The following is a 19,740-nucleotide window of genomic DNA, read 5'->3' on the forward strand; positions in this document are numbered from 1 at the left end:
GACAGGAAGGAGGGACGTCGGGGATGAGCACCAAGGACTTCATCGAGAAGGACTTCTACAAGGTCCTCGGCGTCCCCAAGGACGCCACCGAGGCCGAGATCAAGAAGGCGTACCGGAAGCTCGCCCGCGAGTTCCACCCGGACGCCAACAAGGGCAACGCCAAGGCCGAGGAGCGCTTCAAGGAGATCTCCGAGGCGAACGACGTCCTCGGTGACGCCAAGAAGCGCAAGGAGTACGACGAGGCACGCGCCCTGTTCGGCAACGGCGGCTTCCGCCCCGGACCGGGCGCCGGCGGCTCCTTCAACTTCGATCTGGGCGACCTCTTCGGGGGCAACGCGCAGAGCGGGGGCGGCTTCGGCGGCGGCATCGGTGACGTCTTCGGGGGCCTGTTCAACCGCGGCGGGACCACGGGCACCCGTACCCAGCCGCGGCGCGGCCAGGACATCGAGTCCGAGGTCACGCTGAGCTTCACGGAGGCCATCGAGGGCGCCACGGTGCCCCTGCGGATGTCCTCCCAGGCACCGTGCAAGGCCTGCTCGGGCACCGGCGACAAGAACGGCACACCGCGCGTGTGCCCGACCTGCGTCGGCACCGGGCAGGTCGCCCGGGGCTCGGGCGGCGGCTTCTCGCTGACCGACCCCTGCCCCGACTGCAAGGGCCGCGGTCTGATCGCCGAGCACCCCTGCCTGGAGTGCAAGGGCAGCGGCCGCGCCAAGTCGTCGCGCACGATGCAGGTCCGCATCCCGGCGGGCGTCACCGACGGGCAGCGGATCCGGCTGCGCGGCAAGGGTGCGCCCGGCGAGCGGGGCGGACCGGCGGGCGACCTGTACGTGATGGTCCATGTCGGCGAGCACCCGGTGTTCGGGCGCAAGGGCGACAACCTCACCGTCACCGTGCCGGTCACGTTCGCCGAGGCGGCCCTCGGCGGCGAGGTGCGGGTTCCCACCCTCGGCGGCCCCACCGTCACCCTGAAGCTGCCGCCCGGCACCCCCAACGGCCGCACCATGCGCGCCCGGGGCAAGGGCGCGGTCCGCAAGGACGGCAGCCGTGGCGACCTCTTGGTCACCGTCGAGGTGAGTGTCCCGAAGGACGTCTCGGGGAAGGCTCGTGACGCACTGGAGGCGTATCGCGAGGCGACCGCGGGTGAGGACCCGCGGGCGGAGCTGTTCGAGGCCGCGAAGGGAGAATGAGAGTGATGGACGGCCGTCGGCGCAATCCGTACGAACTGACCGAGGAGACCCCGGTCTACGTCATTTCGGTCGCGGCCCAGCTCTCCGGACTCCACCCGCAGACGCTGCGTCAGTACGACCGCCTGGGCCTGGTCTCCCCCGACCGCACCGCCGGCCGGGGCCGCCGCTACTCGGCCCGTGACATCGAGCTGCTTCGCCAGGTGCAGGCGCTGTCGCAGGACGAGGGCATCAACCTGGCCGGCATCAAGCGGATCATCGAACTGGAGAACCAGGTCGCCGCGCTCCAGTCCCGCGTCGTGGAGCTGCAGTCGGCCCTGGACGGCGCGGCGGCCGCGATGCAGCAGCGCGAGGCCGCCGTCCACGCCTCCTACCGCCGCGACCTGGTCCCGTACCAGGAGGTCCAGCAGACCAGCGCGCTGGTGGTGTGGCGGCCGAAGCGGCAGCAGAACGACTGAGCGTCTGTGACAGCTGAGAGGGGCCCGGATTCCGGGCCCCTCTCACGTGCTCCGGGTGTTCAGGTCGTTCAGGGCGCGAGGGAGGCCCAGTCGGCGCCGGGTGCGGACTCGGTGCCGCCGGGCTGCAGGGCGGTCACCCGGTAGAAGTGGGTGGTGCCCCTGGCGGCGCCGGTGTCCTGGTAGGAGGTGTCCGTCGTGGCCGCCAGCTTCTCGTACGCCTTGGTGTCCGGGTTCCAGCGGTAGATCTGATAGCCGGTGGCGTCGGGCACGCTGTACCAGGACAGCGCGACGCCCGTCCCCGCTGCGGTCGCCGACAGCCGGACCGGCGAGCCCTCGGGCGTCGGCTCGCTCGGCGTCATGTCCAGCTCGGTGACGGGCACGGCCTCGGTCGGGCCGTTCCACTTGATCGCGGAGTTGCCCTGGTCGTCCACGGCGTCGACGAAGAAGCAGACCTCGTCGCCGTCCGGGAGCGTGGTGTAGTCGTAGGACGTCCTGTCGGGCGAGACGTAGTCCGCCGTGCCGCCCCAGCAGATCTGGTCGCCCGGGTCGCCCATCACCTCGCCCCGGTGGATCTCGTAGTACTTCAGGTCCGTGGCCGGGTTCTTGTCCCAGTTCAGATGGAAGCCGTACTCGGTCGGGGTGACGCTCAGCCCGGTGACGAGGGCGGGCGGGTCGTTGTCCCAGATCTTGCCGTACTGGGTCTCGGACTGGGCGGACTCGTTGCCCGCCGTGTCGACCGCCGAGACGCGGTAGTAGTAGACGACCTTCTCGGCGGCAGAGGTGTCCAGGTAGGAGAGCTGGTCCGTGGTGCCGAGCGCGGTGAACGTGCCGTTCGCGCTCGCGGCCCGGAAGACGCGGTACGACACCGCGCCCGTGACCTTGTCCCAGGCGACCTTCAGCCCGCCCGTGCTGTCGGTCGGACCGAAATGGCCCCCCGCGCTCACGTTGGACGGTGCGTCGGGCGCCACCCGGTCGACGGTGGTCACCGCCTGGTCCGCGGTGCCCGTCGACTCGTTGCCGACCCGGTCGTAGGCGCGGACCTCGTAAGAGTAGGTCTCGCCCGTCTTCGGGAGGGTGGCGTCGGTGTACGAGGTGGAGCTCGTCGTCGCGAGCGGCTTGCTGCCGAACGACGTGCCCTTCAGCCGCCGGTAGACGCGGTACCCCGCGAGGTCCATCTCCTTGTTCTTGCTCCAGCTCAGCTTCGCCTTGCCGGTCGCCGCGTCGTACGACACCGAAGTCCCCGTCGGGACAAGGGGCTTGACCTTGTCGGCGTCGGCCGAGAGCCGGGGCAGGTACGAGAAGGCGACGTTGGCGGTGCCGGTCCAGTTGACGTAGTCGACGCGCAAGGTGTGCTTGCCGGACGGGATCGTCACGTCGGCGGACTTGCTCTGGTTGGTCGAGACGTTCTTCCAGATGTCCACCTTGCGCACGCCGTCCAGGTACACCCGCACCCCGTCCTGGGTGCTGACCGGCAGCGAGAACGGGCCACCGGAACCGAAGTCCCGCGTCACGCTCCAGCGCACGCCGAAGTTGTCCTTGGGCAGGCCTGTGGCCGGGGCGCCCGTGCCCCAGTTCTCGGAGATCCCGGAGTCGCAGTCCGTCTTCTTCGGGGTGCCGGAGAAGGTGGTGTTCGCGTAGAACGTCCGGGTGTACGAAGGTGATGCGCAACTCGGGGCGGCGGAGGCGGCGGAGGTGACCGTGCTCAGCAGAGCGCCGGTGGCGGAGAGCACGACGGCCGTGTTCGTCGTACGTCTGGCTGGGTTCATTCGGTCCTCTGCTCGAGTCGGAGAGACGGCGCGCGGCCGCCGGTGATCACGACTCGCGAGGATTGCCATTGGTTGTGCGGATCTTTACCTCCCCATGGACTCCGTTTGGATGGAGGGTCCGTAAAGGGTGTTTGGAGATGATTCCGCTCCTCCTTCACAGGTGCAGCGGAGCGTGGTGTTGCGGACTCGTTAAGTAGTTCCGCTTGACGCCGGGTAGTGGCTCCGCGTTGGCTTTTCAGACACCTGGGTCGTAAAGCAGCACCCACGTCCGGAACGCACCTGAAGTGAGCCCTCGAATGCGTCGTATCGCCATAGCCGTGGCTGCATCCACGATGACCCTTTCGCTCGCCGGCTGCGGCGTGCTGGACGCGACGGGGGACGGAGCGAGCGCGAGCCCGACGAAGGGCGACGACGTCACCATCGGGCTGCTGCTGCCGGAGAAGGCGAACAGCCGCTACGACAAGTTCGACTACCCCATCATCAAGAGCAAGGTCGAGGAGCTGACCGACAAGAAGGGCAAGGTCGAGTACGCCAACGCCGACGCGGACGCCGCCCGGCAGGCCGGCCAGATGCAGACGATGATCGACGACAAGGTCGACGTCATCCTGGTCGACGCGGTCGACTCGCACGCCATCGCGGGCCAGGTGAAGAAGGCCAAGGACGCGGGCATCCCGGTCATCGCCTACGACCGGCTGGCCGAGGGCCCGATCGACGCCTACATCTCCTTCGACAACGAGCTGGTCGGCGAGGTGCAGGGCCGCACGCTGCTGGAGGCCCTGGGCTCGAACGTCGACACCTCCGACAAGGTCGTCATGGTGAACGGCTCGCTCACCGACCCGAACGCCAAGCAGTTCAAGCAGGGCGCGCTGTCCGAGCTGAACGGCAAGGTGACGATCGCGAAGACCTACGACACCACGGACTGGAAGCCGGAGAACGCCCAGGCCGAGATGACCGAGGCGATCGCCCAGATCGGCAAGAACAACATCGCCGGGGTCTACGCCGCCAACGACGGCATGGCGGGCGGTGTCATCAAGGCGCTGAAGGCGGCCGGTGTGACCAGCCTGCCCCCGATCACCGGCCAGGACGCCGAACTGGACGCGGTGCAGCGGGTCGTCGCCGGCGAGCAGTACATGAGCGTCTACAAGTCCTACCCGGACGAGGCCGAGGCCGCGGCCCAGATGGCCGTCACCAAGGTGCAGGGCAAGGACATCCAGTTCGACGCCCTCACCCAGGACAAGGTGGACAGCCCCACCACCAAGGCCATCCCGTCCAAGCTGGTCCAGGTGAGCCCGCTGATCAAGAGCAGCATCAAGGACACGGTCATCGCCGACGGGATCTACACGATCGACGAGATCTGCACCCCGAAGTACAAGGCGGCCTGCGCGGCCATCGGCCTGAAGTAGGCCCTGGGCGGTGGCCCGTCGGCCCGGAGCGGGGCCGGGGCAGTGGGCTCGCACATGACGCGGCGGGTGCCGGAAGGTCTCGGTGCCCGCCGCGTCACGTGCTGAGCGGCCCTCCCGTATCGCGCCACCCCCGTGGGCGCGATACGACGGTCCCGGCCGAACGGGGGGAGTCCGACCGGGACCGCTCCGGGTGCTGCTGCACCCGGGGGAAGCGAGATCAACGATGCCCCGGTGGCGTGCGCCCCACCACCATCATCTTGTTGCAATGCGACGGGCGGAGGCCGGTTGAAAACGGGTCGTAACGTCGGTTTTCGTCGCCCGTGGTGCGTGGAGCCGTGTTGCGGACCCGGTCCGGGCCGCGCATAGTTGCGCTGCGGAAGAGGCAGCAAGCCGGGGGTGGAATGGGCGATGGCCAGGCACGGGACGGAGAAGCATCCACACGGTGCCGACCGACTGTGCGAGGCCGGGGATCGCGTGTATTCCCGGGCCGTACGTCGGGGACGGGTGCCGCGCACGGACGCGGAACAGGTGCCCTGCCTGCTGGAACTGGCCCTGCTGCACCCTGATCCGGACGACATGGACTGGCTGGTGCCGACCTCCCCGCAGGAGGTCATGACCCGGCTGCTGCGCGGGGTCTACGACGAGGTCAGGGAGAGCCAGCAGCGGGTGGGTTCGGCGGTGGCCGCGGTCGAGCGGTACGCCGGTCTGGGCCGGCAGCTGCAGGCGCCGGCGGCACCGGGCGAGGGCACCGCCATCCGTGTGCTGGACGGGCTGTCCCGCATCCAGGCCGCGATGGACGAGGCGACCGAGGCGTGCACCACCGAGGTGCTGACCGTGCAGCCCGGCGGCATCCGGCGCGAGGCCGAGCTGACCGAGGGGCTCCACCGGGCGCTGGCGCTGCGCGGCCGCGGCGTGCGCATGCGCGACCTGTACACGCATGTGGCCCGGCACGGGCAGGGGCTGCTCAACTACCTGGAGCTGATGGGTGACACGGTGGAGGCCCGCACCCTGGACGAGGTCATCGACCGGCTGATCCTCTTCGACCGCACGGTCGCCTTCATCCCCGCCAACGCCGAGCGCACGATGGCCCTGGAGCTGCGCCACCCGGCGCTGGTCGCGTACTTCGTCACCGTCTTCGAGCGGCTGTGGCGGCTCGCCCTGCCGCTGACGGCTCCCCTGCCCGACACCGGCATCGAGGGCATCTCGCACCGCGAGCGCTCCATCGCCGCACTGCTCGCCGAGGGCCACCAGGACGCGGTGATCGCCGAGCGGCTCGGCATAAGCGTCCGCACCTGCCGGGCCCACATTGCCCGCCTGTCGGACACCCTCGGCGCGGCGAGCCGTACCCAACTGGGCGTGCGCATCGCCCAGGTCGGCCTCAACGGCCCCCCGCACGCCGGGCCGCCGCCCGCGCTCAGGGTTCCTGATCAAGGATCCCCGAGCGTGCGATGAGGTAGCCGAGCTGGGCGCGGCTGTCGCTGCCGAGGGTGGTGGCGAGTTTGGCGATGTGGACGCGTGCGGTGCGGACGTTCATGCCGAGGCGGTCGGCGATGACGGTGTCGGTGTGGCCTTCCACGAGGAGGGCCGCGATGGCCCGCTGGCGCGGCGTGACGCCGTTGAGGGAGGGGCGCTGGACGGTCTCGGGGTACATGGGGGTGGCCAGCCGCCACAGCCGCTCGAAGGTCGTGACGAAGTACGCCAGCAGGGCCGGGTGGCGCACCTCCAGTGCGAGCCGGCCGTCGTCGCCGGCCGGGATGAACGCCACCGTGCGGTCGACGACGATGAGCCGGTCCGGCAGCTCGTCGAGACCGCGCGCCATGGTGTCGCCCCGCAGCCGCTCGAAACCGGCGTGCACGCTGGGCAGATGACGCATGGTGTGCTGGTAGAGGGCGCGGATACGGCCGCCCCGGTCGAGCAGCGCCTGGTCGCGGGAGTAGGCGGCCACGCTGGCGGCCTCGCCGCGCGGGCCGCTGAGCCCGGCGTGCGACTGGATGCAGAGCACCTCCTCGGTGGCCTCGGCCATCGTCTCGGTGATGGCCCGGTTGATCAGCGCGGTGCCGCTGTGCAGCCGCAGCAGGGGGGTGCCGGGGCCGGTGGCGTGCGGGGTGTCGATCCGCATCAGCGACGCGAACTGCTCCACCAGCCGTTCCTCCCGCCGCCGTTCGTCGACGACGCGCGCCGCCGAGGTGCTCAGCAGCCGGTGCAGGGCCGCGGCCGGGGAGACCGGCTCCAGCAGCTCCGGGTCGTCCAGGAGCGGGTGCAGCAGCCCGAGGTCGGTCAGGCAGGGGGCGTCCGCCGCGTCCACGGCCCGTACATGGCCGTCCAGCAGGGCCTGCTCGTACAGCTTGGCACCGACGGCGCACAGCTCCCCTATCCCGTGCTCCAGGTGGGTCATCGGACCGCCTCCTCCCGCTCCAGGATCCCCGAGCGTGCGATGAGGTAGCCGAGCTGGGCGCGGCTGTCGCTGCCGAGGGTGGTGGCGAGTTTGGCGATGTGGACGCGTGCGGTGCGGACGTTCATGCCGAGGCGGTCGGCGATGACGGTGTCGGTGTGGCCTTCCACGAGCAGGGCCGCGATGGCCCGCTGGCGCGGCGTGACGCCGTTCAGCGTGGGGCGTTGGACGGCCTCGGGGTACATGGGGGTGGCCAGCCGCCACAGGCGGTCGAAGGCGGTCACGAAGAAGCGGAGCAGGGCCGGGTGGCGCACCTCCAGGGCGAGCAGACCGTCGTCGCCGGCCGGGATGAACGCCACCGTGCGGTCGACGACGATGAGCCGGTCCGGCAGCTCGTCCAGCGTGCGCGCCTCCGTCTCCCCGCGCAGCTCCTCGTAGCGGGCGAGGACGAGCGGCACATGGCGCTGGGTGTGCTGGTAGAGGGTGCGGATACGGCCGCCCCGGTCGAGCAGTGCCTGGTCGCGGTCCATGGCCACCGTCTGCGCGACCCGGCCGCGGTCGGTGTTGTAGTGCACGTTGGGCTGGATGCAGAGCATTTCGTCGGCCGCCTGGGCCATGGCGTCGCTGATGGCGCCGTTGATGCGTTCCGTGCCGCTCAGGATGCGCAGGGTGGGGGTGTCGGTGTGCGTCCCGTGCCGGGGCTCACCGCGCATCAGCGGCTCGAACAGCTTCGTCAGCCGCTCCTCGCGGCGGCGTTCCTCGGCGATCCGGGCGCGGGAGCCGCGCAGCAGGTGGTTCAGCAGGGCGGCGGGTGCGACGGGTTCGAGCCGGCCGAGGTCGTCGACGGACGGGTGCAGCAGTCCGAGGTCCGTCAGACAGGGGGCGTCCGCCGCGTCCACGGTGCGGATGTGGCCGGCTCGCAGGGCCCGCTCGTACAGGTCGGCTCCCGCGTCGCACAGCTCGTCGATCCCGTGCTCAAGGTGGGTCACCGGACCGCCTCCTCCAGCTCGAGTATCCCGGACGTCGCTATCAGGTAGCCGAGTTGGGCCCGGCTGTCGCTGCCGAGGGTGGCGGCGAGCTTGGCGATGTGGTCCCGGGTGGTGCGGACGTTCATGCCGAGCCGCTCGGCGATCACGGCGTCGGTGTGGCCCTCGGTCAGCAGCCGGGCGATGGCGCGCCGGCGCGGGGTGACGCCGCCCAGGGTGGGGCGCCGGACCGGTTGTGGGTACATGGGCGTGGCCAGCCGCCACAGCCGCTCGAAGGTGGTCACGAAGTACGCGACCAGCGCGGGGTGGCGGACCTCCAGCGCGAGGGTGCCGTCGTCGTCCGCGGGGAGGAAGGCCACCTGGCGGTCCATGACGATGAGCCGGTCGGTCAGCTCGTCCAGGCAGCGGCCCTCGTTGTCGCCGACGAGCCGCTCGTTGTAGGCGTGCACGGCCGGCAGATGGACCACGGTGTGCTGGAAGAGGGTGCGGATACGGCCGCCGCGGTCGAGCAGCCGCTGGTCGCGGTGGTAGGCGACGTCATGGGCGGCCTCGCCGCGCGGACCGGCGAGGCCGGTGTGCGGCTGGATGCACAGGACCTCCTTGCGCGCCTGCTCCATGGCCTCGGTGAGGGCCTGGTTGATCCGCTGGGTGCCGCTGTGCAGGCGCAGCAGCGGGGATTCGGCTCCGGTGTCGGCGGCCTGCGGCCCGTCCGTCCGCATCAGCGGCTCGAACTGCTCCACCAGCCGGTCCTCGCGCCGGTACTCGTCCGCGATCCGGGCCCGGGAGCCGCGCAGCAGCCGGGGGAGGGCGACGGCGGGTGCGACGGGTTCGAGGCGGGCGGGGTCGTCGTGGGCCGGGTGCAGCAGCCCGAAGCGGGTGAGGCAGGGCGCCTCGACGGCCTCCTCCGCGCACAACCAGCCGTCACGCAGGGCCTGTTCGTACAGCTTCACCCCGGCGGCGCACAGCTCTTCGGCGACGTGGTCCCGGTGTGGTGCCGCGGTCACTCCGATATCTCCTCCTGCTTCAGGATCCCCGACTCGCCGATCAGATAGCCCAGTTGGGCCCGGCTCTCGCTGCCGAGGGCGGCGGCGAGCTTGGCGATGTGGAGGCGGGCGGTACGGACGTTCATGCCGAGACGGTCGGCGACGGCGGTGTCGGTGTGGCCCTCGACGAGGAGCGCGGCGATGGCGCGCTGGCGCGGGGTGATGCCGCCCGGCGCCGGCGGCTGGGCGACCTCGGGGTACATGGGCGTGGCCAGGTGCCAGAGCCGGTCGAAGACCGTCACGAGGTAGTCGACCATGGCGGGTTGGCGGATCTCCAGGGCGAGCGTGCGCTCCTTGTTCGCCGGGATGAAGGCCACGGCCCGGTCGAAGACGAGCAGCCGCTCGGTGACCTCGTTCAGCGTGCGCGCCTCCACGTCGCCGTGCAGGCGTTCGTAGCGGGACTGCACGGTGGGGGCGTGCCGCAGCGTGTGCTGGTAGAGGGTGCGGATACGGCCGCCGCGGTCCAGCAGTGCCTGGTCGCGGTCGTAGGCGAGCTGGTGGATCTCGGGCGGCGTACGGGTGTGGGTGTGGTGGGGGTGGATCGCGAGGCACTCGGTCATGGCGTCCGCCATGACGTGGGAGATGGCCTCGTTGATCCGGTCGTTGCCGCTGTGCACCCGCAGCGTCGGCGTCTCGCCGGAGGTCTCGGCGAGGCCGGCGCTCGCCCACAGCAGCGGCTCGAAGGCCTGGGCGAGGCGGGCTTCGTGCCGCCGTTCCTCGGCGACCCGCTCGGCTGAGGTGCGCAGCAGCTGCTGCAGGGCGACGGCCGCGGCGACGGGCTCCAGCACGTCCATGTCCGTGACGGTCGGCTGCAGCAGCCCGAACCGCAGCAGGCAGGGCGCCGCCGCGGCCTCCGCGCCGCTGATCCGCCCCTCGCGCAGGGCGCGTTCGTACAGCGTTTTCCCCGCCCGGCACAGCTCCTCCGGGCCGTGCTCAGGGTGCGGGGCCGCGCTCACTCGTGTTCCTCCTCCAGGTCGAGTATTCCCGACTGCCCGATGAGGTAGCCGAGTTGGGCCCGGCTCTCGCTGCTGAGGGTGGCGGCGAGCTTGGCGATGTGGAGGCGGGCGGTGCGGACGTTCATGCCGAGACGGTCGGCGATGACGGTGTCGGTGTGGCCCTCGGTCAGCAGCCGGGCGATGGCGCGCTGGCGCGGGGTGACGCCGTTCAGGGGCGGGCGCTGGGCGACCTCCGGGAACATGGGGCTGGCCAGGTGCCAGAGGCGGTCGAAGATGATCGCGAAGTAGTCGAGCAGCGCCGGGTTGCGGATCTCCAGGGCGAGGGTGCGGTCCTTGTTCGCGGGGATGAAGGCCACTTGGTGGTCGATGACGAGCAGCCGCTCGGTGACCTCGTCCAGGGTGCGGACCTCCACGTCGCCGCGCAGCTCCTCGTAGCGGGAGGCGACCCGGTGCACGTGGCGCTGGGTGTGCTGGTAGAGGGTGCGGATACGGCCGCCGCGGTCGAGCAGCGCCTGGTCGCGGATCAGGGAGGCGCTGCGCGCGGCTTCGTTGCCGCGGCTGTGCGGCTGGATGGCGAGGATCTCCCCGCGGGCCTGCCCCATCGCCTCGGAGATGGCGACGTTGATCCGGTCGAGTCCGCTCAGCATCCCGATGCCGGCGGCGTCCGCCGGGGCCGGGTCCGTGAGGGCGAGGAGCGGTTCGAACGCCTCGGCGAGGCGGTCGCCCTGCCGGCGCCGGTGGGCGATGTCCTCGTCCACGGTGCGCAGCAGCCGGGGGAGGGCGACGGCGGGTGCCATGGGCCGCAGGTGCCGCGGGTCCGTCACGTCCGGCTGCAGGAGTCCGGCGTCGAGGAGGCAGGGCAGCGCGTCGGCGTCCGGGGCCGGGACCCGGCCCTCACGCAGCGCGCGGGTGTAGAGCTCCAGACCCGCTTCGCACAGTTCCTCCGGTCCGTGGTCGTGCGCTCTTGCGGTCAAGGACGGCTTTCCCCCTGTGGTTCAGGGCTCCTGCTTCAGGATTCCGGACTGGGCGATGAGGAATCCGAGCTGGGCCCGGCTGCCGCTGCCCAGGGCCTGGGCGAGCTTGGCGATGTGGGCGCGGCAGGTGCGGACGTTCATGCCCAGGCGGCGGGCGATGGCCTCGTCGACATGACCCTCGACCAGGAGCTTGGCGATGGAGTGCTGGATGTCGGTGATTCCGTCGGGGGCGGTCTCGTAGGGGGTGCCAGCACTCAGCGGGACGGCGCGGCTCCACATGAACTCGAAGACCTTGATCAGGTAGCGCACGAGGCCCTGGTGGCGAATCTCCAGAGCGACCTGCCGATCATCCCGTATGGGGATGAAGGCGACGACCTCGTCGCAGATGATGAGGCGCTCGACGAGTTCGTCGATGGTGCGGTACTCCGCCTTGCCATTGGCAAACTGATCCACGTAGGCCAACCGCTCGGGGATGTACCTGGCCGTGTGCTGGTACAGCGTTCGGATCCGGACGCCACGCTCGATCAGGGTCCTGTCGCGCTCCAGGCCTTCGATGACCCTGCGTTGGGCGTGGCGGTGGCTCGGCTGGATGGTCAGCACCTCGTTTTGGCACTGCGCAGTGGCCAGGTCGAGGGCTGCGTTGATGCGGTCCAGGCCCTCCAGCACGGTGATCGCGTGGGTGGGGGCCGCGCCCTCGGGGGTGAGATTCATGAAGGGTTCGAAGATCTCGGCGATCTCCAGGGACGTGCGCCTGCGCTCGGAGATCTCGCGCTCGAGCGGGCTCAGCCGCTGGGCCAGGGCCACCGACGGGGGCACCGGGCGGAGCCAGTTCGCGTCGTCGGGATCGACGTACAGGAGGGCGAACTCCATCAGACAGGGAGCGGCCTCCACGTCCGCGCGGGCGACACGCCCCGTGCGCAGCGCGTCGGCGTAGAGACGCCGTCCCCCCTCACACAGTTCAGTGATGGTATGGGGATGTGTCGCTTCTGCCGGATTTCTTATCAAATCTCCACCCCCCAGGGTCCTGAACATGCAGGAACATGATGCACTGATTGTGTGGTCATGACGTGCCTGAATGAGCCATCGTCTTATCCGACGGGGGAAGAGGGGACCTTCAAGTGAGGACGAAGCCGACTATGCGTAAGAGAATGCTTCGCTCGGTGCTTGTCGCCGCCTTCTCAGCCGTTGTGGCCTTCGGAACGCTGAATGGCCTCTCCACTGCGAAGGACGACGCACGGGCGGGCGACACCCAGTGGGGCGTGGTGAAGGCCGACGGGGTCGTCGACAATGACGTTGCGGTCACCCCGGACGACACGCAATGGGGCTGACATGACGACGCCTCCGGACGACCGCTCCTTCCGACGCGAAATGGCCACCGCCTACCGTTCGGGCTGGCACTTCATCGACCTGATCACCGCCATCCCCCACAGCGGTGACTCGCTGATGGTGACCGTGTTCGGAGAGCCGGTCGTCGTCACCCGTGACGAGGAAGAGGACGTACGGGCGTACCGGTGTCTGCGCAAGCCCCGCGGGGCGCCGCAGCCGGTCCGGTGTGCCATCCGGTACGGCATGATCTTTGTGAACCTGGACCAACGTGACCACCGGCTGGCAGAACCGGAGGTCGCGGACTTGAGGACTATTTCGGCCACCCCCCGCAGTGCCTGACGCGATTCCCCCGTCGTAAAAAGATCGCTCAGGTGCTTCCCCCCGCAGCGGCGTCACCGTGACCTGAACACGGTGACGCCGCTGCAGTTTGTGGCGACATTTCGGGGTATGGGAGCGATCCCAGGTGGCTGAAACCGACCGGTTGACCGCCTCGCCTCAGCCCCTCCCGAGCGCCCGCTCCAACTCGATCTCGATCACCACCCGGGAGGGGTTCTCCCCGGGCTCCCGGTGGTACCGCTCGGCGTACCGCCGCTCCGCCTCGGCCACCCGCTCCGGCTCGGAGCGCACGTGTGCCCGGCCCTCCAGCGTGGCCCAGCGCCGGCCGTCCACCTGGCACACAGCGACGCGGGCGCCCTCGGGGCCGGCCGCGAGGACATGGGACACCTTGGCGCTCGTCTTGTTCGTGATCACCCTGGCCAGCCGCGCCGCGGGGTCGTAGGTCACCCCGACCGGCACCACGTGCGGGCTGCCGTCGGGGCGCAGCGTGGTCAGGGTGCACAGGTGCCGTTCCCGCCAGAAGGCGAGGTACGGCTCGTCCGGCGTGGCCGGGTCCTGGGAGTAGGTGGGCATGGGTCGAAACCTAATTGCAGGAAGCTGCAATCCCCAAGGAGCCACATCCTCCGCACCTTGAGTGGAATAGACTCAACTTTGTGTACGCTGGTTAAGTCAGCAGTGGGAGAGTGACAGCGGAGACACGGCCTGCGAGCCGACGCCGAGGAGGAGAACGCGAACGTGGACGCCGAGCTGACCAACAGGAGCCGGGACGCGATCAAGGCGGCCGGCAACCGGGCCGTGACCGAGGGGCACCCGGATCTCACGCCCGCCCACCTGCTCCTCGCGTTGCTCGCGGGGCAGGACAACGCGAACATCACCGACCTGCTGGCCGCCGTGGAGGCCGACCAGGTGGCGGTACGCTCCGGGGCCGAGCGCGTGCTCGCCTCGCTGCCCAGCGTGACCGGCTCCACCGTGGCACCTCCGGAGCCCAACCGTGAGCTGCTCGCGGTCCTCGCGGACGCCGCGGAGCGGGCGAAGGCACTGGGTGACGAGTACCTGTCCACCGAGCACCTGCTGATCGGCATCGCCGCGAAGGGCGGCGCGACCGGTGAGGTGCTCCGGGGGCAGGGGGCCGATGCGAAGAAGCTGCAGGAGGCCTTTCAGAAGGCCAGGGGAGGACGCCGCGTGACCACTGCCGACCCCGAGGGTCAGTACAAGGCCCTGGAGAAGTTCGGCACCGACTTCACCGCCGCCGCCCGCGAGGGCCGGCTCGACCCGGTCATCGGGCGGGACCAGGAGATCCGCCGGGTCGTGCAGGTGCTGTCGCGTCGTACGAAGAACAACCCCGTCCTCATCGGCGAGCCCGGCGTCGGCAAGACCGCCGTGGTCGAGGGCCTCGCCCAGCGGATCGTGAAGGGGGACGTCCCCGAGTCGCTGAAGGACAAGCGGCTGGTCTCCCTCGACCTCGGCGCGATGGTGGCAGGCGCCAAGTACCGCGGTGAGTTCGAGGAGCGGCTGAAGTCCGTGCTCGCCGAGATCAAGGACTCCGACGGCCAGATCATCACGTTCATCGACGAGCTGCACACCGTCGTGGGCGCCGGCGCGGGCGGGGACTCCGCCATGGACGCGGGCAACATGCTCAAGCCGATGCTGGCCCGCGGCGAGCTGCGCATGGTCGGCGCGACCACCCTCGACGAGTACCGGGAGCGGATCGAGAAGGACCCCGCCCTGGAGCGCCGCTTCCAGCAGGTGCTGGTGGCGGAGCCGACCGTCGAGGACACCATCGCCATCCTCCGCGGCCTGAAGGGCCGGTACGAGGCCCACCACAAGGTGCAGATCGCGGACAGCGCACTGGTGGCCGCGGCCACTCTCTCCGACCGCTACATCACCTCCCGCTTCCTCCCCGACAAGGCCATCGACCTGGTCGACGAGGCGGCCTCCCGGCTGCGCATGGAGATCGACTCGTCCCCCGTCGAGATCGACGAACTCCAGCGCTCCGTCGACCGGTTGAAGATGGAGGAGCTGGCCATCGCCAAGGAGACCGACCCGGCCTCCCGCGAACGCCTGGAGAAGCTGCGCCGCGACCTCGCCGACAAGGAGGAGGAGCTGCGCGGCCTCACCGCCCGCTGGGAGAAGGAGAAGCAGTCCCTCAACCGGGTCGGTGAGCTGAAGGAGCGCCTCGACAACCTGCGCGGCCAGGCCGAACGCGCCCAGCGCGACGGCGACTTCGACACCGCGGCCAAGCTGCTGTACGGCGAGATCCCGCAGCTGGAGAAGGAGCTGGAGGAGGCTTCGGAGGCCGAGGAGGAGGTCGCCAAGGGCACGATGGTCAAGGAGGAGGTCGGCTCCGACGACATCGCCGACGTCGTCGCCGCCTGGACCGGCATCCCGGCCGGCCGCCTGATGGAGGGCGAGACGCAGAAGCTGCTGCGCATGGAGGACGAGCTGGGCAAGCGCCTCATCGGCCAGACCGAGGCCGTACGAGCGGTGTCGGACGCGGTACGACGCTCCCGCGCCGGCATCGCCGACCCCGACAGGCCCACCGGTTCCTTCCTCTTCCTCGGCCCGACCGGCGTCGGCAAGACCGAACTCGCCAAGGCGCTCGCCGACTTCCTCTTCGACGACGAGCGGGCCATGGTCCGCATCGACATGTCGGAGTACGGCGAGAAGCACAGCGTGGCCCGCCTGGTCGGCGCGCCTCCCGGGTACGTCGGCTACGAGGAGGGCGGCCAGCTCACCGAGGCCGTCCGCCGCCGCCCCTACACCGTCGTACTGCTGGACGAGGTGGAGAAGGCCCACCCCGAGGTCTTCGACATCCTTCTGCAGGTGCTGGACGACGGCCGCCTGACGGACGGTCAGGGCCGCACGGTCGACTTCCGCAACACCATCCTGGTGCTCACCTCCAACCTGGGCAGCCAGTACCTGGTCGACCCGGTGCTCGGCGAGGCGGAGAAGAAGGAGCAGGTCCTGGAGGTCGTACGCACCTCCTTCAAGCCGGAGTTCCTCAACCGGCTCGACGACCTGGTGGTCTTCTCGGCCCTGGACAAGGACGAGCTGGCCCGGATCGCCCGGCTGCAGATCGACCGCCTGGCCAAGCGGCTGGCCGAACGCCGGCTCATCCTGGACGTCACCCCCGAGGCCCTGGCCTGGCTGGCGGACGAGGGCAACGACCCGGCCTACGGCGCCCGCCCGCTGCGCCGGCTCGTCCAGACCGCCATCGGCGACCGCCTCGCCAGGGAGATCCTCTCCGGCGAGGTCAAGGACGGCGACACGGTCCGCGTGGACCGCTTCGGCGAGGGGCTGATCGTGGGCCCGGTGACGGGCAAGACGCTGTAGGGCGCGTGCGGCCCCTTCTTCCGCTCACCTTCCGATGGGACGGAGGAAGGGGCCGACGCGTCTTCGCGGCCGGCTCAGACGCTGCTCATGGCGACGTACAGCGTCCAGAAGAACCAGATCGAGAACCCCAGGCACCCCAGCCACAGGGCCCACAGCAGCCATCGCGCCGGTCTTGGTATGTGCATGACTGCATCATCGCTCACGGCAGTCGGCCGGTGGGCGTCACACGGTGAACGCGGAGAAGGTCACCCGCGCGGTGTCCGGGCCCTCGTAGGTCACGTTCACGACGACCGCGTTCGCGTCGACGCCGGCCGGGGGCCCGTGCTCCTCGGAGTCCAGGTTCAGACACAGGTCCGCCCCCTCGTCGCAGTACTCCGTGCCGGGCGCCGGCCCGTTCGGGTAGGTGTCCTTCAGCCAGTCACGCACGCCCGCCCGCGGCATCCGGAAGCGGGCGTAGTAGTCGGTGTCCAGCCAGGCCTGCACGGTGCACTCGGTGTCGTACGCCCCCTTCGGCAGCTTCGCCCCGCCGAAGTCCAGCGCCTCGGCGCACGGCACCTTCTCCGGGCCCCCGCCCAGCGGATAATCCGAGGTCGCGAACCGCACCACCACCACGGTCAGCCACACCACGACCAGGGCGGGAAGCGCCATGATCAGCGCGAAAAGACCCCATCTGGTCCCCCCTCCTGCCGCCACACCGGCCCTCCGTCTCCCACCGCCCCTCCACCCGACCAGACGGATCATGTCAGCCGTCGGCTGACAGGCCCCGTCGGGGCTTGCCACCCCCCTCCCCGCATGAGGGAGGATGACGGAATCCGCATGAAGGGAAAAACACGGTGACCATCGACCCGTCCTCGATTCCGAACTTCGGGGGCCAGCCCGAACCCCAGTCCCAGGGACCGGCCGGCCCCGTCGTCCCGGATCAGGACCTCGTGAAGCAGCTCCTGGACCAGATGGAGCTGAAGTACGTCGTCGACGAGGAGGGAGACCTCGCGGCGCCGTGGGAGCTGTTCCGCACGTACTTCATGTTCCGCGGGGAGGCCGAACAGGCGGTCTTCTCGGTGCGGACCTTCTACGACCGCCCGCACAAGATCGACGAGAAGCCGCAGCTGCTGGAGTCCATCGACGACTGGAACCGCCGCACGCTGTGGCCCAAGGTGTACACCCACACCCACGACGACGGCACCGTCCGCCTCATCGGTGAGGCCCAGATGCTGATCGGCACCGGCGTCGACATCAACCACTGGGTCTCGTCCACGGTCAGCTGGGTGCGGGCCGCGATCGAGTTCGACAAGTGGCTGGTCGAGCAGCTGGGTCTGGAGCAGGAGGTCGACGACGCGGAGGAGCCCGAGGAAGACGGGGAGTAACCAAGTCGGCCGGGTCCGGGGGCGACAGCCCCCGGACAGGGCTCACATACGCCGCAGTCGCTCCGCCGCCTCCCGCAGGACCTCCTCGCGCTTGCAGAACGCGAACCGCACGAACGGCGCCCCCGCCTCGCGGTCGTCGTAGAAGACCGCGTTGGGGATGGCCACCACGCCCGCCCGCTCCGGCAGGGCGCGGCAGAAGGCGAAGCCGTCCTTCTCGCCGAGGGCGCGGATGTCGGTCGTGATGAAGTAGGTGCCGGCGGGCTTGAAGACCTCGAAGCCGGCCTCCGTCAGGCCGGCCGCCAGGATGTCCCGCTTGGCCAGCATGCCGGCGCGGAACGCCTCGAAGTACGTGTCCGGGAGAGCCAGGGCCTCCGCCACGGCGTACTGGAAGGGGCCCGAGGAGACGTACGTCAGGAACTGCTTCGCCGAGCGGACCGCGGTCACCAGCTCCGGTACCGCCGTCACCCAGCCGACCTTCCAGCCGGTGAAGGAGAAGGTCTTGCCCGCCGAGCCGATCGTCACCGTCCGCTCGCGCATCCCGGGGAACCCGGCCAGCGGCAGGTGCTCGGCGTCGTCGAAGACCAGGTGCTCGTAGACCTCGTCCGTCACCACCAGCAGGTCCCGCTCCACCGCCAGCTCGGCGACCGCGGCCAGCTCCGCGCGCGTGAGGACCGTACCCGTCGGGTTGTGCGGGGTGTTGATCAGCAGCAGCCGGGTGCGGTCCGTGACCGCCGCGCGCAACTCGTCCAGGTCCAGCCGGAAACGCGCCCCCTCGTCGAAGGACGGCCGCAGCGTCACCGGCACCCGCCGGCCGCCCGCCATCGCGATGCTCGCCGCGTAGGAGTCGTAGTACGGCTCCAGGGCCACGACCTCGTCGCCCGGCTCCAGCAGCGCCAGCAGCGAGGCCGCGATCGCCTCCGTCGCGCCCGCCGTGACCAGTACCTCGGTGTCGGGGTCGTACGACAGCCCGTAGCGGCGCTGCTGGTGCGCGGCGATCGCGGTGCGCAGCTCGGGGATGCCCGGGCCCGGCGGGTACTGGTTGCCACGTCCGTCGCGCAGTGCGCGTACGGCGGCCTCCCGGACCTCCTCGGGGCCGTCGGTGTCGGGAAAGCCCTGGCCCAGGTTGATCGACCCGGTCGCCACGGCGAGGGCGGACATCTCCGCGAAGATCGTCGTCCCGAACTCGGCGAGACGGCGGTTGAGGTGCGGGCGCGCGCTGGACGTCATGCCGGCCATCCTGCGCCCAAGGTCTGGAGTTCCTCAACATGGCTTCGCGGTGGGAAGCCTGCACGGATGCCTGATGCGCCATCTCCGACCCGGGGGAGAACGGTCCTCAGCTGTCGTCGTCTGTCGTCGTTGGACGCCTTCGGAGGCATCCAGGTCGTCTCTTCCGGGTCCTGCCTGACCCGCGCCGCCCGGCACCGCACCTCGCCGCGTCGGCGGAGCACCAACGGCCTGGGGCCTGCGTTGTCGGTGGCCCGTGGCACAGTGCACCGCATGGACGAGGACATGCACGGCGTCGCGCTGATCGACCGGGTGATCGAACGCGTCCGGGAGCAGGGCTGGCCCACCTGCGACGCCCCGGACCTCGATGAACCGGTGCCGCTGGCCCCCGAGGTGCTCGACCGGCTGAGGCTGCCCGGCGGCCGGCCGCTGCCGCCCAGCCTGCGCCGCTGGCTGGCCTTCGACGGCTCCTGGCTCGCCGACGTCGGCTGGTACGAGGACCCGGCCGACCCCGTCCTCGGCGACCGGGGGCTGGGGGCGACGGCGGAGTGGATGTACGGCTCCTGCGGCGGCATGCCCGCGATGTTCGGCGACTTCGAGGAACTGCTGCCCGCCGTGTGCCTGCCGCTTGTCGGCGGCAGCGACTCGCGCCGCCTGCTCTACCTGGGCTCGCCGGACTCCACGGGCGAGTACCCGGTGCTGGTGACCGATATCGACGACCTGCCGTACGTGGCCGTGATGTACCCCGGTCTCGACGTGTACCTCGCGGACCTCGCCGACGTCCTGGACCTGGACTTCGACACCTACACCTCGCTCGCCGCGGATCCCGAGTACGCCGCGCGGATGGCCGAGCACGCGGAGAACACCGGACTCGGCCCGGACGGACTGGAGTTCCACGAACTCGACCTCTTCGACTAGGGGGCGCCTGTACCTGCCAGGGGCCGCCCCTGGACTGCCGTCCTGCGGGCCCTCCGAAGGCGGGCGGCCGTCCG

19 protein-coding genes are annotated in these 19,740 nt (G+C 70.5%); 9 read left to right on the top strand and 10 right to left on the bottom strand.

The features are described from left to right. Positions 1-23: 23 nt before the first annotated feature. Both dnaJ and ACIRVH_RS38065 read left to right on the top strand, forming a co-directional pair. Complete coding sequence (gene dnaJ, locus ACIRVH_RS38060) at positions 24-1,190, top strand: molecular chaperone DnaJ (RefSeq protein ID WP_403963534.1); 1,167 nt, start codon at positions 24-26, stop codon at positions 1,188-1,190. A 5-nt stretch (positions 1,191-1,195) separates the two neighbouring features. Continuing rightward, positions 1,196-1,645 carry a heat shock protein transcriptional repressor HspR gene (locus ACIRVH_RS38065; RefSeq protein ID WP_403963536.1) on the top strand — a complete coding sequence of 150 codons (450 nt, stop codon included), beginning with the start codon at positions 1,196-1,198 and terminating at the stop codon, positions 1,643-1,645. A 68-nt stretch (positions 1,646-1,713) separates the two neighbouring features. Here the strand turns inward: ACIRVH_RS38065 and ACIRVH_RS38070 are convergent, their stop codons facing one another. After that, entirely contained in the window at positions 1,714-3,411 is a 1,698-nt protein-coding gene (locus ACIRVH_RS38070) for a PA14 domain-containing protein (protein ID WP_403963538.1), read from the bottom strand. Between the two features lie 296 nt (positions 3,412-3,707). On the opposite strand from ACIRVH_RS38070, the gene ACIRVH_RS38075 reads away from it, so the two are divergent. Together ACIRVH_RS38075 and ACIRVH_RS38080 are read left to right on the top strand one after the other, a co-directional pair. Further along, positions 3,708-4,814: a sugar ABC transporter substrate-binding protein gene (locus tag ACIRVH_RS38075; RefSeq protein WP_403963540.1), complete on the top strand. Its 1,107-nt coding sequence runs from the start codon at positions 3,708-3,710 to the stop codon at positions 4,812-4,814. Between the two features lie 408 nt (positions 4,815-5,222). Beyond that, on the top strand, positions 5,223-6,266 hold the full coding sequence (locus ACIRVH_RS38080) for a LuxR C-terminal-related transcriptional regulator (protein WP_403963542.1): 1,044 nt from the start codon (positions 5,223-5,225) through the stop codon (positions 6,264-6,266). Here the strand turns inward: ACIRVH_RS38080 and ACIRVH_RS38085 are convergent. From ACIRVH_RS38085 to ACIRVH_RS38110, 6 genes are read right to left on the bottom strand one after another with little or no spacing between them, the layout of a single operon-like run. Further along, on the bottom strand, positions 6,229-7,209 hold the full coding sequence (locus ACIRVH_RS38085; RefSeq protein WP_403963545.1) for a LuxR C-terminal-related transcriptional regulator: 981 nt from the start codon (positions 7,207-7,209) through the stop codon (positions 6,229-6,231). The genes ACIRVH_RS38080 and ACIRVH_RS38085 overlap by 38 nt on opposite strands. Then, a complete protein-coding gene (locus ACIRVH_RS38090) occupies positions 7,206-8,195 on the bottom strand; it encodes a LuxR C-terminal-related transcriptional regulator (protein WP_403963547.1) in 990 nt (329 codons plus the stop codon). Before ACIRVH_RS38090 ends, ACIRVH_RS38085 begins: the two co-directional genes overlap by 4 nt. After that, positions 8,192-9,196 carry a helix-turn-helix transcriptional regulator gene (locus ACIRVH_RS38095; protein ID WP_403963550.1) on the bottom strand — a complete coding sequence of 335 codons (1,005 nt, stop codon included), beginning with the start codon at positions 9,194-9,196 and terminating at the stop codon, positions 8,192-8,194. The genes ACIRVH_RS38090 and ACIRVH_RS38095 overlap by 4 nt, the downstream gene beginning before the upstream one ends. Beyond that, positions 9,193-10,191, bottom strand: a complete 999-nt coding sequence (locus ACIRVH_RS38100) for a helix-turn-helix transcriptional regulator (RefSeq protein ID WP_403963553.1) — start codon at positions 10,189-10,191, stop codon at positions 9,193-9,195. Before ACIRVH_RS38100 ends, ACIRVH_RS38095 begins: the two co-directional genes overlap by 4 nt. Further along, positions 10,188-11,165, bottom strand: coding sequence for a helix-turn-helix transcriptional regulator (locus tag ACIRVH_RS38105; RefSeq protein ID WP_403963556.1), 978 nt, complete (start codon positions 11,163-11,165; stop codon positions 10,188-10,190). Before ACIRVH_RS38105 ends, ACIRVH_RS38100 begins: the two co-directional genes overlap by 4 nt. 21 nt (positions 11,166-11,186) lie before the next feature. Beyond that, positions 11,187-12,197: a helix-turn-helix transcriptional regulator gene (locus tag ACIRVH_RS38110; RefSeq protein ID WP_403963559.1), complete on the bottom strand. Its 1,011-nt coding sequence runs from the start codon at positions 12,195-12,197 to the stop codon at positions 11,187-11,189. A gap of 128 nt (positions 12,198-12,325) precedes the next feature. On the opposite strand from ACIRVH_RS38110, the gene ACIRVH_RS38115 reads away from it, so the two are divergent. Beyond that, entirely contained in the window at positions 12,326-12,493 is a 168-nt protein-coding gene (locus ACIRVH_RS38115; RefSeq protein WP_403963562.1) for a hypothetical protein, read from the top strand. Position 12,494: 1 nt separating this feature from the next. Beyond that, a complete protein-coding gene (locus ACIRVH_RS38120; RefSeq protein ID WP_403963565.1) occupies positions 12,495-12,830 on the top strand; it encodes a hypothetical protein in 336 nt (111 codons plus the stop codon). Positions 12,831-12,986: 156 nt separating this feature from the next. Here ACIRVH_RS38120 and ACIRVH_RS38125 read toward each other — a convergent pair whose 3' ends face one another. Further along, the gene (locus ACIRVH_RS38125) at positions 12,987-13,400 is read right to left on the bottom strand and encodes a pyridoxamine 5'-phosphate oxidase family protein (RefSeq protein ID WP_403963568.1); all 414 of its coding nucleotides are present in this window, start codon (positions 13,398-13,400) and stop codon (positions 12,987-12,989) included. 162 nt (positions 13,401-13,562) lie between these two features. On the opposite strand from ACIRVH_RS38125, the gene clpB reads away from it, so the two are divergent. Then, entirely contained in the window at positions 13,563-16,160 is a 2,598-nt protein-coding gene (gene clpB / locus ACIRVH_RS38130) for an ATP-dependent chaperone ClpB (RefSeq protein WP_403963571.1), read from the top strand. Positions 16,161-16,382: 222 nt separating this feature from the next. Here clpB and ACIRVH_RS38135 read toward each other — a convergent pair whose 3' ends face one another. Beyond that, positions 16,383-16,808 carry a hypothetical protein gene (locus ACIRVH_RS38135; RefSeq protein WP_403963574.1) on the bottom strand — a complete coding sequence of 142 codons (426 nt, stop codon included), beginning with the start codon at positions 16,806-16,808 and terminating at the stop codon, positions 16,383-16,385. A gap of 185 nt (positions 16,809-16,993) precedes the next feature. Here ACIRVH_RS38135 and ACIRVH_RS38140 point away from each other — a divergent pair, with 185 nt between their 5' ends. Then, entirely contained in the window at positions 16,994-17,524 is a 531-nt protein-coding gene (locus tag ACIRVH_RS38140; protein ID WP_403963577.1) for a YbjN domain-containing protein, read from the top strand. 42 nt (positions 17,525-17,566) lie between these two features. Here ACIRVH_RS38140 and ACIRVH_RS38145 read toward each other — a convergent pair whose 3' ends face one another. Then, positions 17,567-18,760, bottom strand: coding sequence for a pyridoxal phosphate-dependent aminotransferase (locus ACIRVH_RS38145; protein WP_403963579.1), 1,194 nt, complete (start codon positions 18,758-18,760; stop codon positions 17,567-17,569). Positions 18,761-19,021: 261 nt separating this feature from the next. Here ACIRVH_RS38145 and ACIRVH_RS38150 point away from each other — a divergent pair, with 261 nt between their 5' ends. Then, positions 19,022-19,666, top strand: a complete 645-nt coding sequence (locus ACIRVH_RS38150) for a hypothetical protein (RefSeq protein ID WP_403963582.1) — start codon at positions 19,022-19,024, stop codon at positions 19,664-19,666. Positions 19,667-19,740: the final 74 nt, after the last annotated feature.

The organism is Streptomyces sp. NPDC101165, assembly GCF_044768135.1.
Taxonomy (GTDB): Bacteria; Actinomycetota; Actinomycetes; order Streptomycetales; family Streptomycetaceae; genus Streptomyces.

Bases quoted from the DNA above. Each gene is read 5' to 3' on its own strand.
- ACIRVH_RS38135 (WP_403963574.1), bottom strand. From the start codon at position 16,808: ATGGCGCTTCCCGCCCTGGTCGTGGTGTGGCTGACCGTGGTGGTGGTG.
- ACIRVH_RS38110 (WP_403963559.1), bottom strand. From the start codon at position 12,197: ATGTTCAGGACCCTGGGGGGTGGAGATTTGATAAGAAATCCGGCAGAA.
- ACIRVH_RS38120 (WP_403963565.1), top strand. From the start codon at position 12,495: ATGACGACGCCTCCGGACGACCGCTCCTTCCGACGCGAAATGGCCACC.
- ACIRVH_RS38080 (WP_403963542.1), top strand. From the start codon at position 5,223: ATGGCCAGGCACGGGACGGAGAAGCATCCACACGGTGCCGACCGACTG.
- dnaJ (WP_403963534.1), top strand. From the start codon at position 24: ATGAGCACCAAGGACTTCATCGAGAAGGACTTCTACAAGGTCCTCGGC.
- ACIRVH_RS38125 (WP_403963568.1), bottom strand. From the start codon at position 13,400: ATGCCCACCTACTCCCAGGACCCGGCCACGCCGGACGAGCCGTACCTC.
- ACIRVH_RS38075 (WP_403963540.1), top strand. From the start codon at position 3,708: ATGCGTCGTATCGCCATAGCCGTGGCTGCATCCACGATGACCCTTTCG.
- ACIRVH_RS38150 (WP_403963582.1), top strand. From the start codon at position 19,022: ATGGACGAGGACATGCACGGCGTCGCGCTGATCGACCGGGTGATCGAA.
- ACIRVH_RS38085 (WP_403963545.1), bottom strand. From the start codon at position 7,209: ATGACCCACCTGGAGCACGGGATAGGGGAGCTGTGCGCCGTCGGTGCC.
- ACIRVH_RS38070 (WP_403963538.1), bottom strand. From the start codon at position 3,411: ATGAACCCAGCCAGACGTACGACGAACACGGCCGTCGTGCTCTCCGCC.
- ACIRVH_RS38065 (WP_403963536.1), top strand. From the start codon at position 1,196: ATGGACGGCCGTCGGCGCAATCCGTACGAACTGACCGAGGAGACCCCG.
- ACIRVH_RS38145 (WP_403963579.1), bottom strand. From the start codon at position 18,760: ATGGCCGGCATGACGTCCAGCGCGCGCCCGCACCTCAACCGCCGTCTC.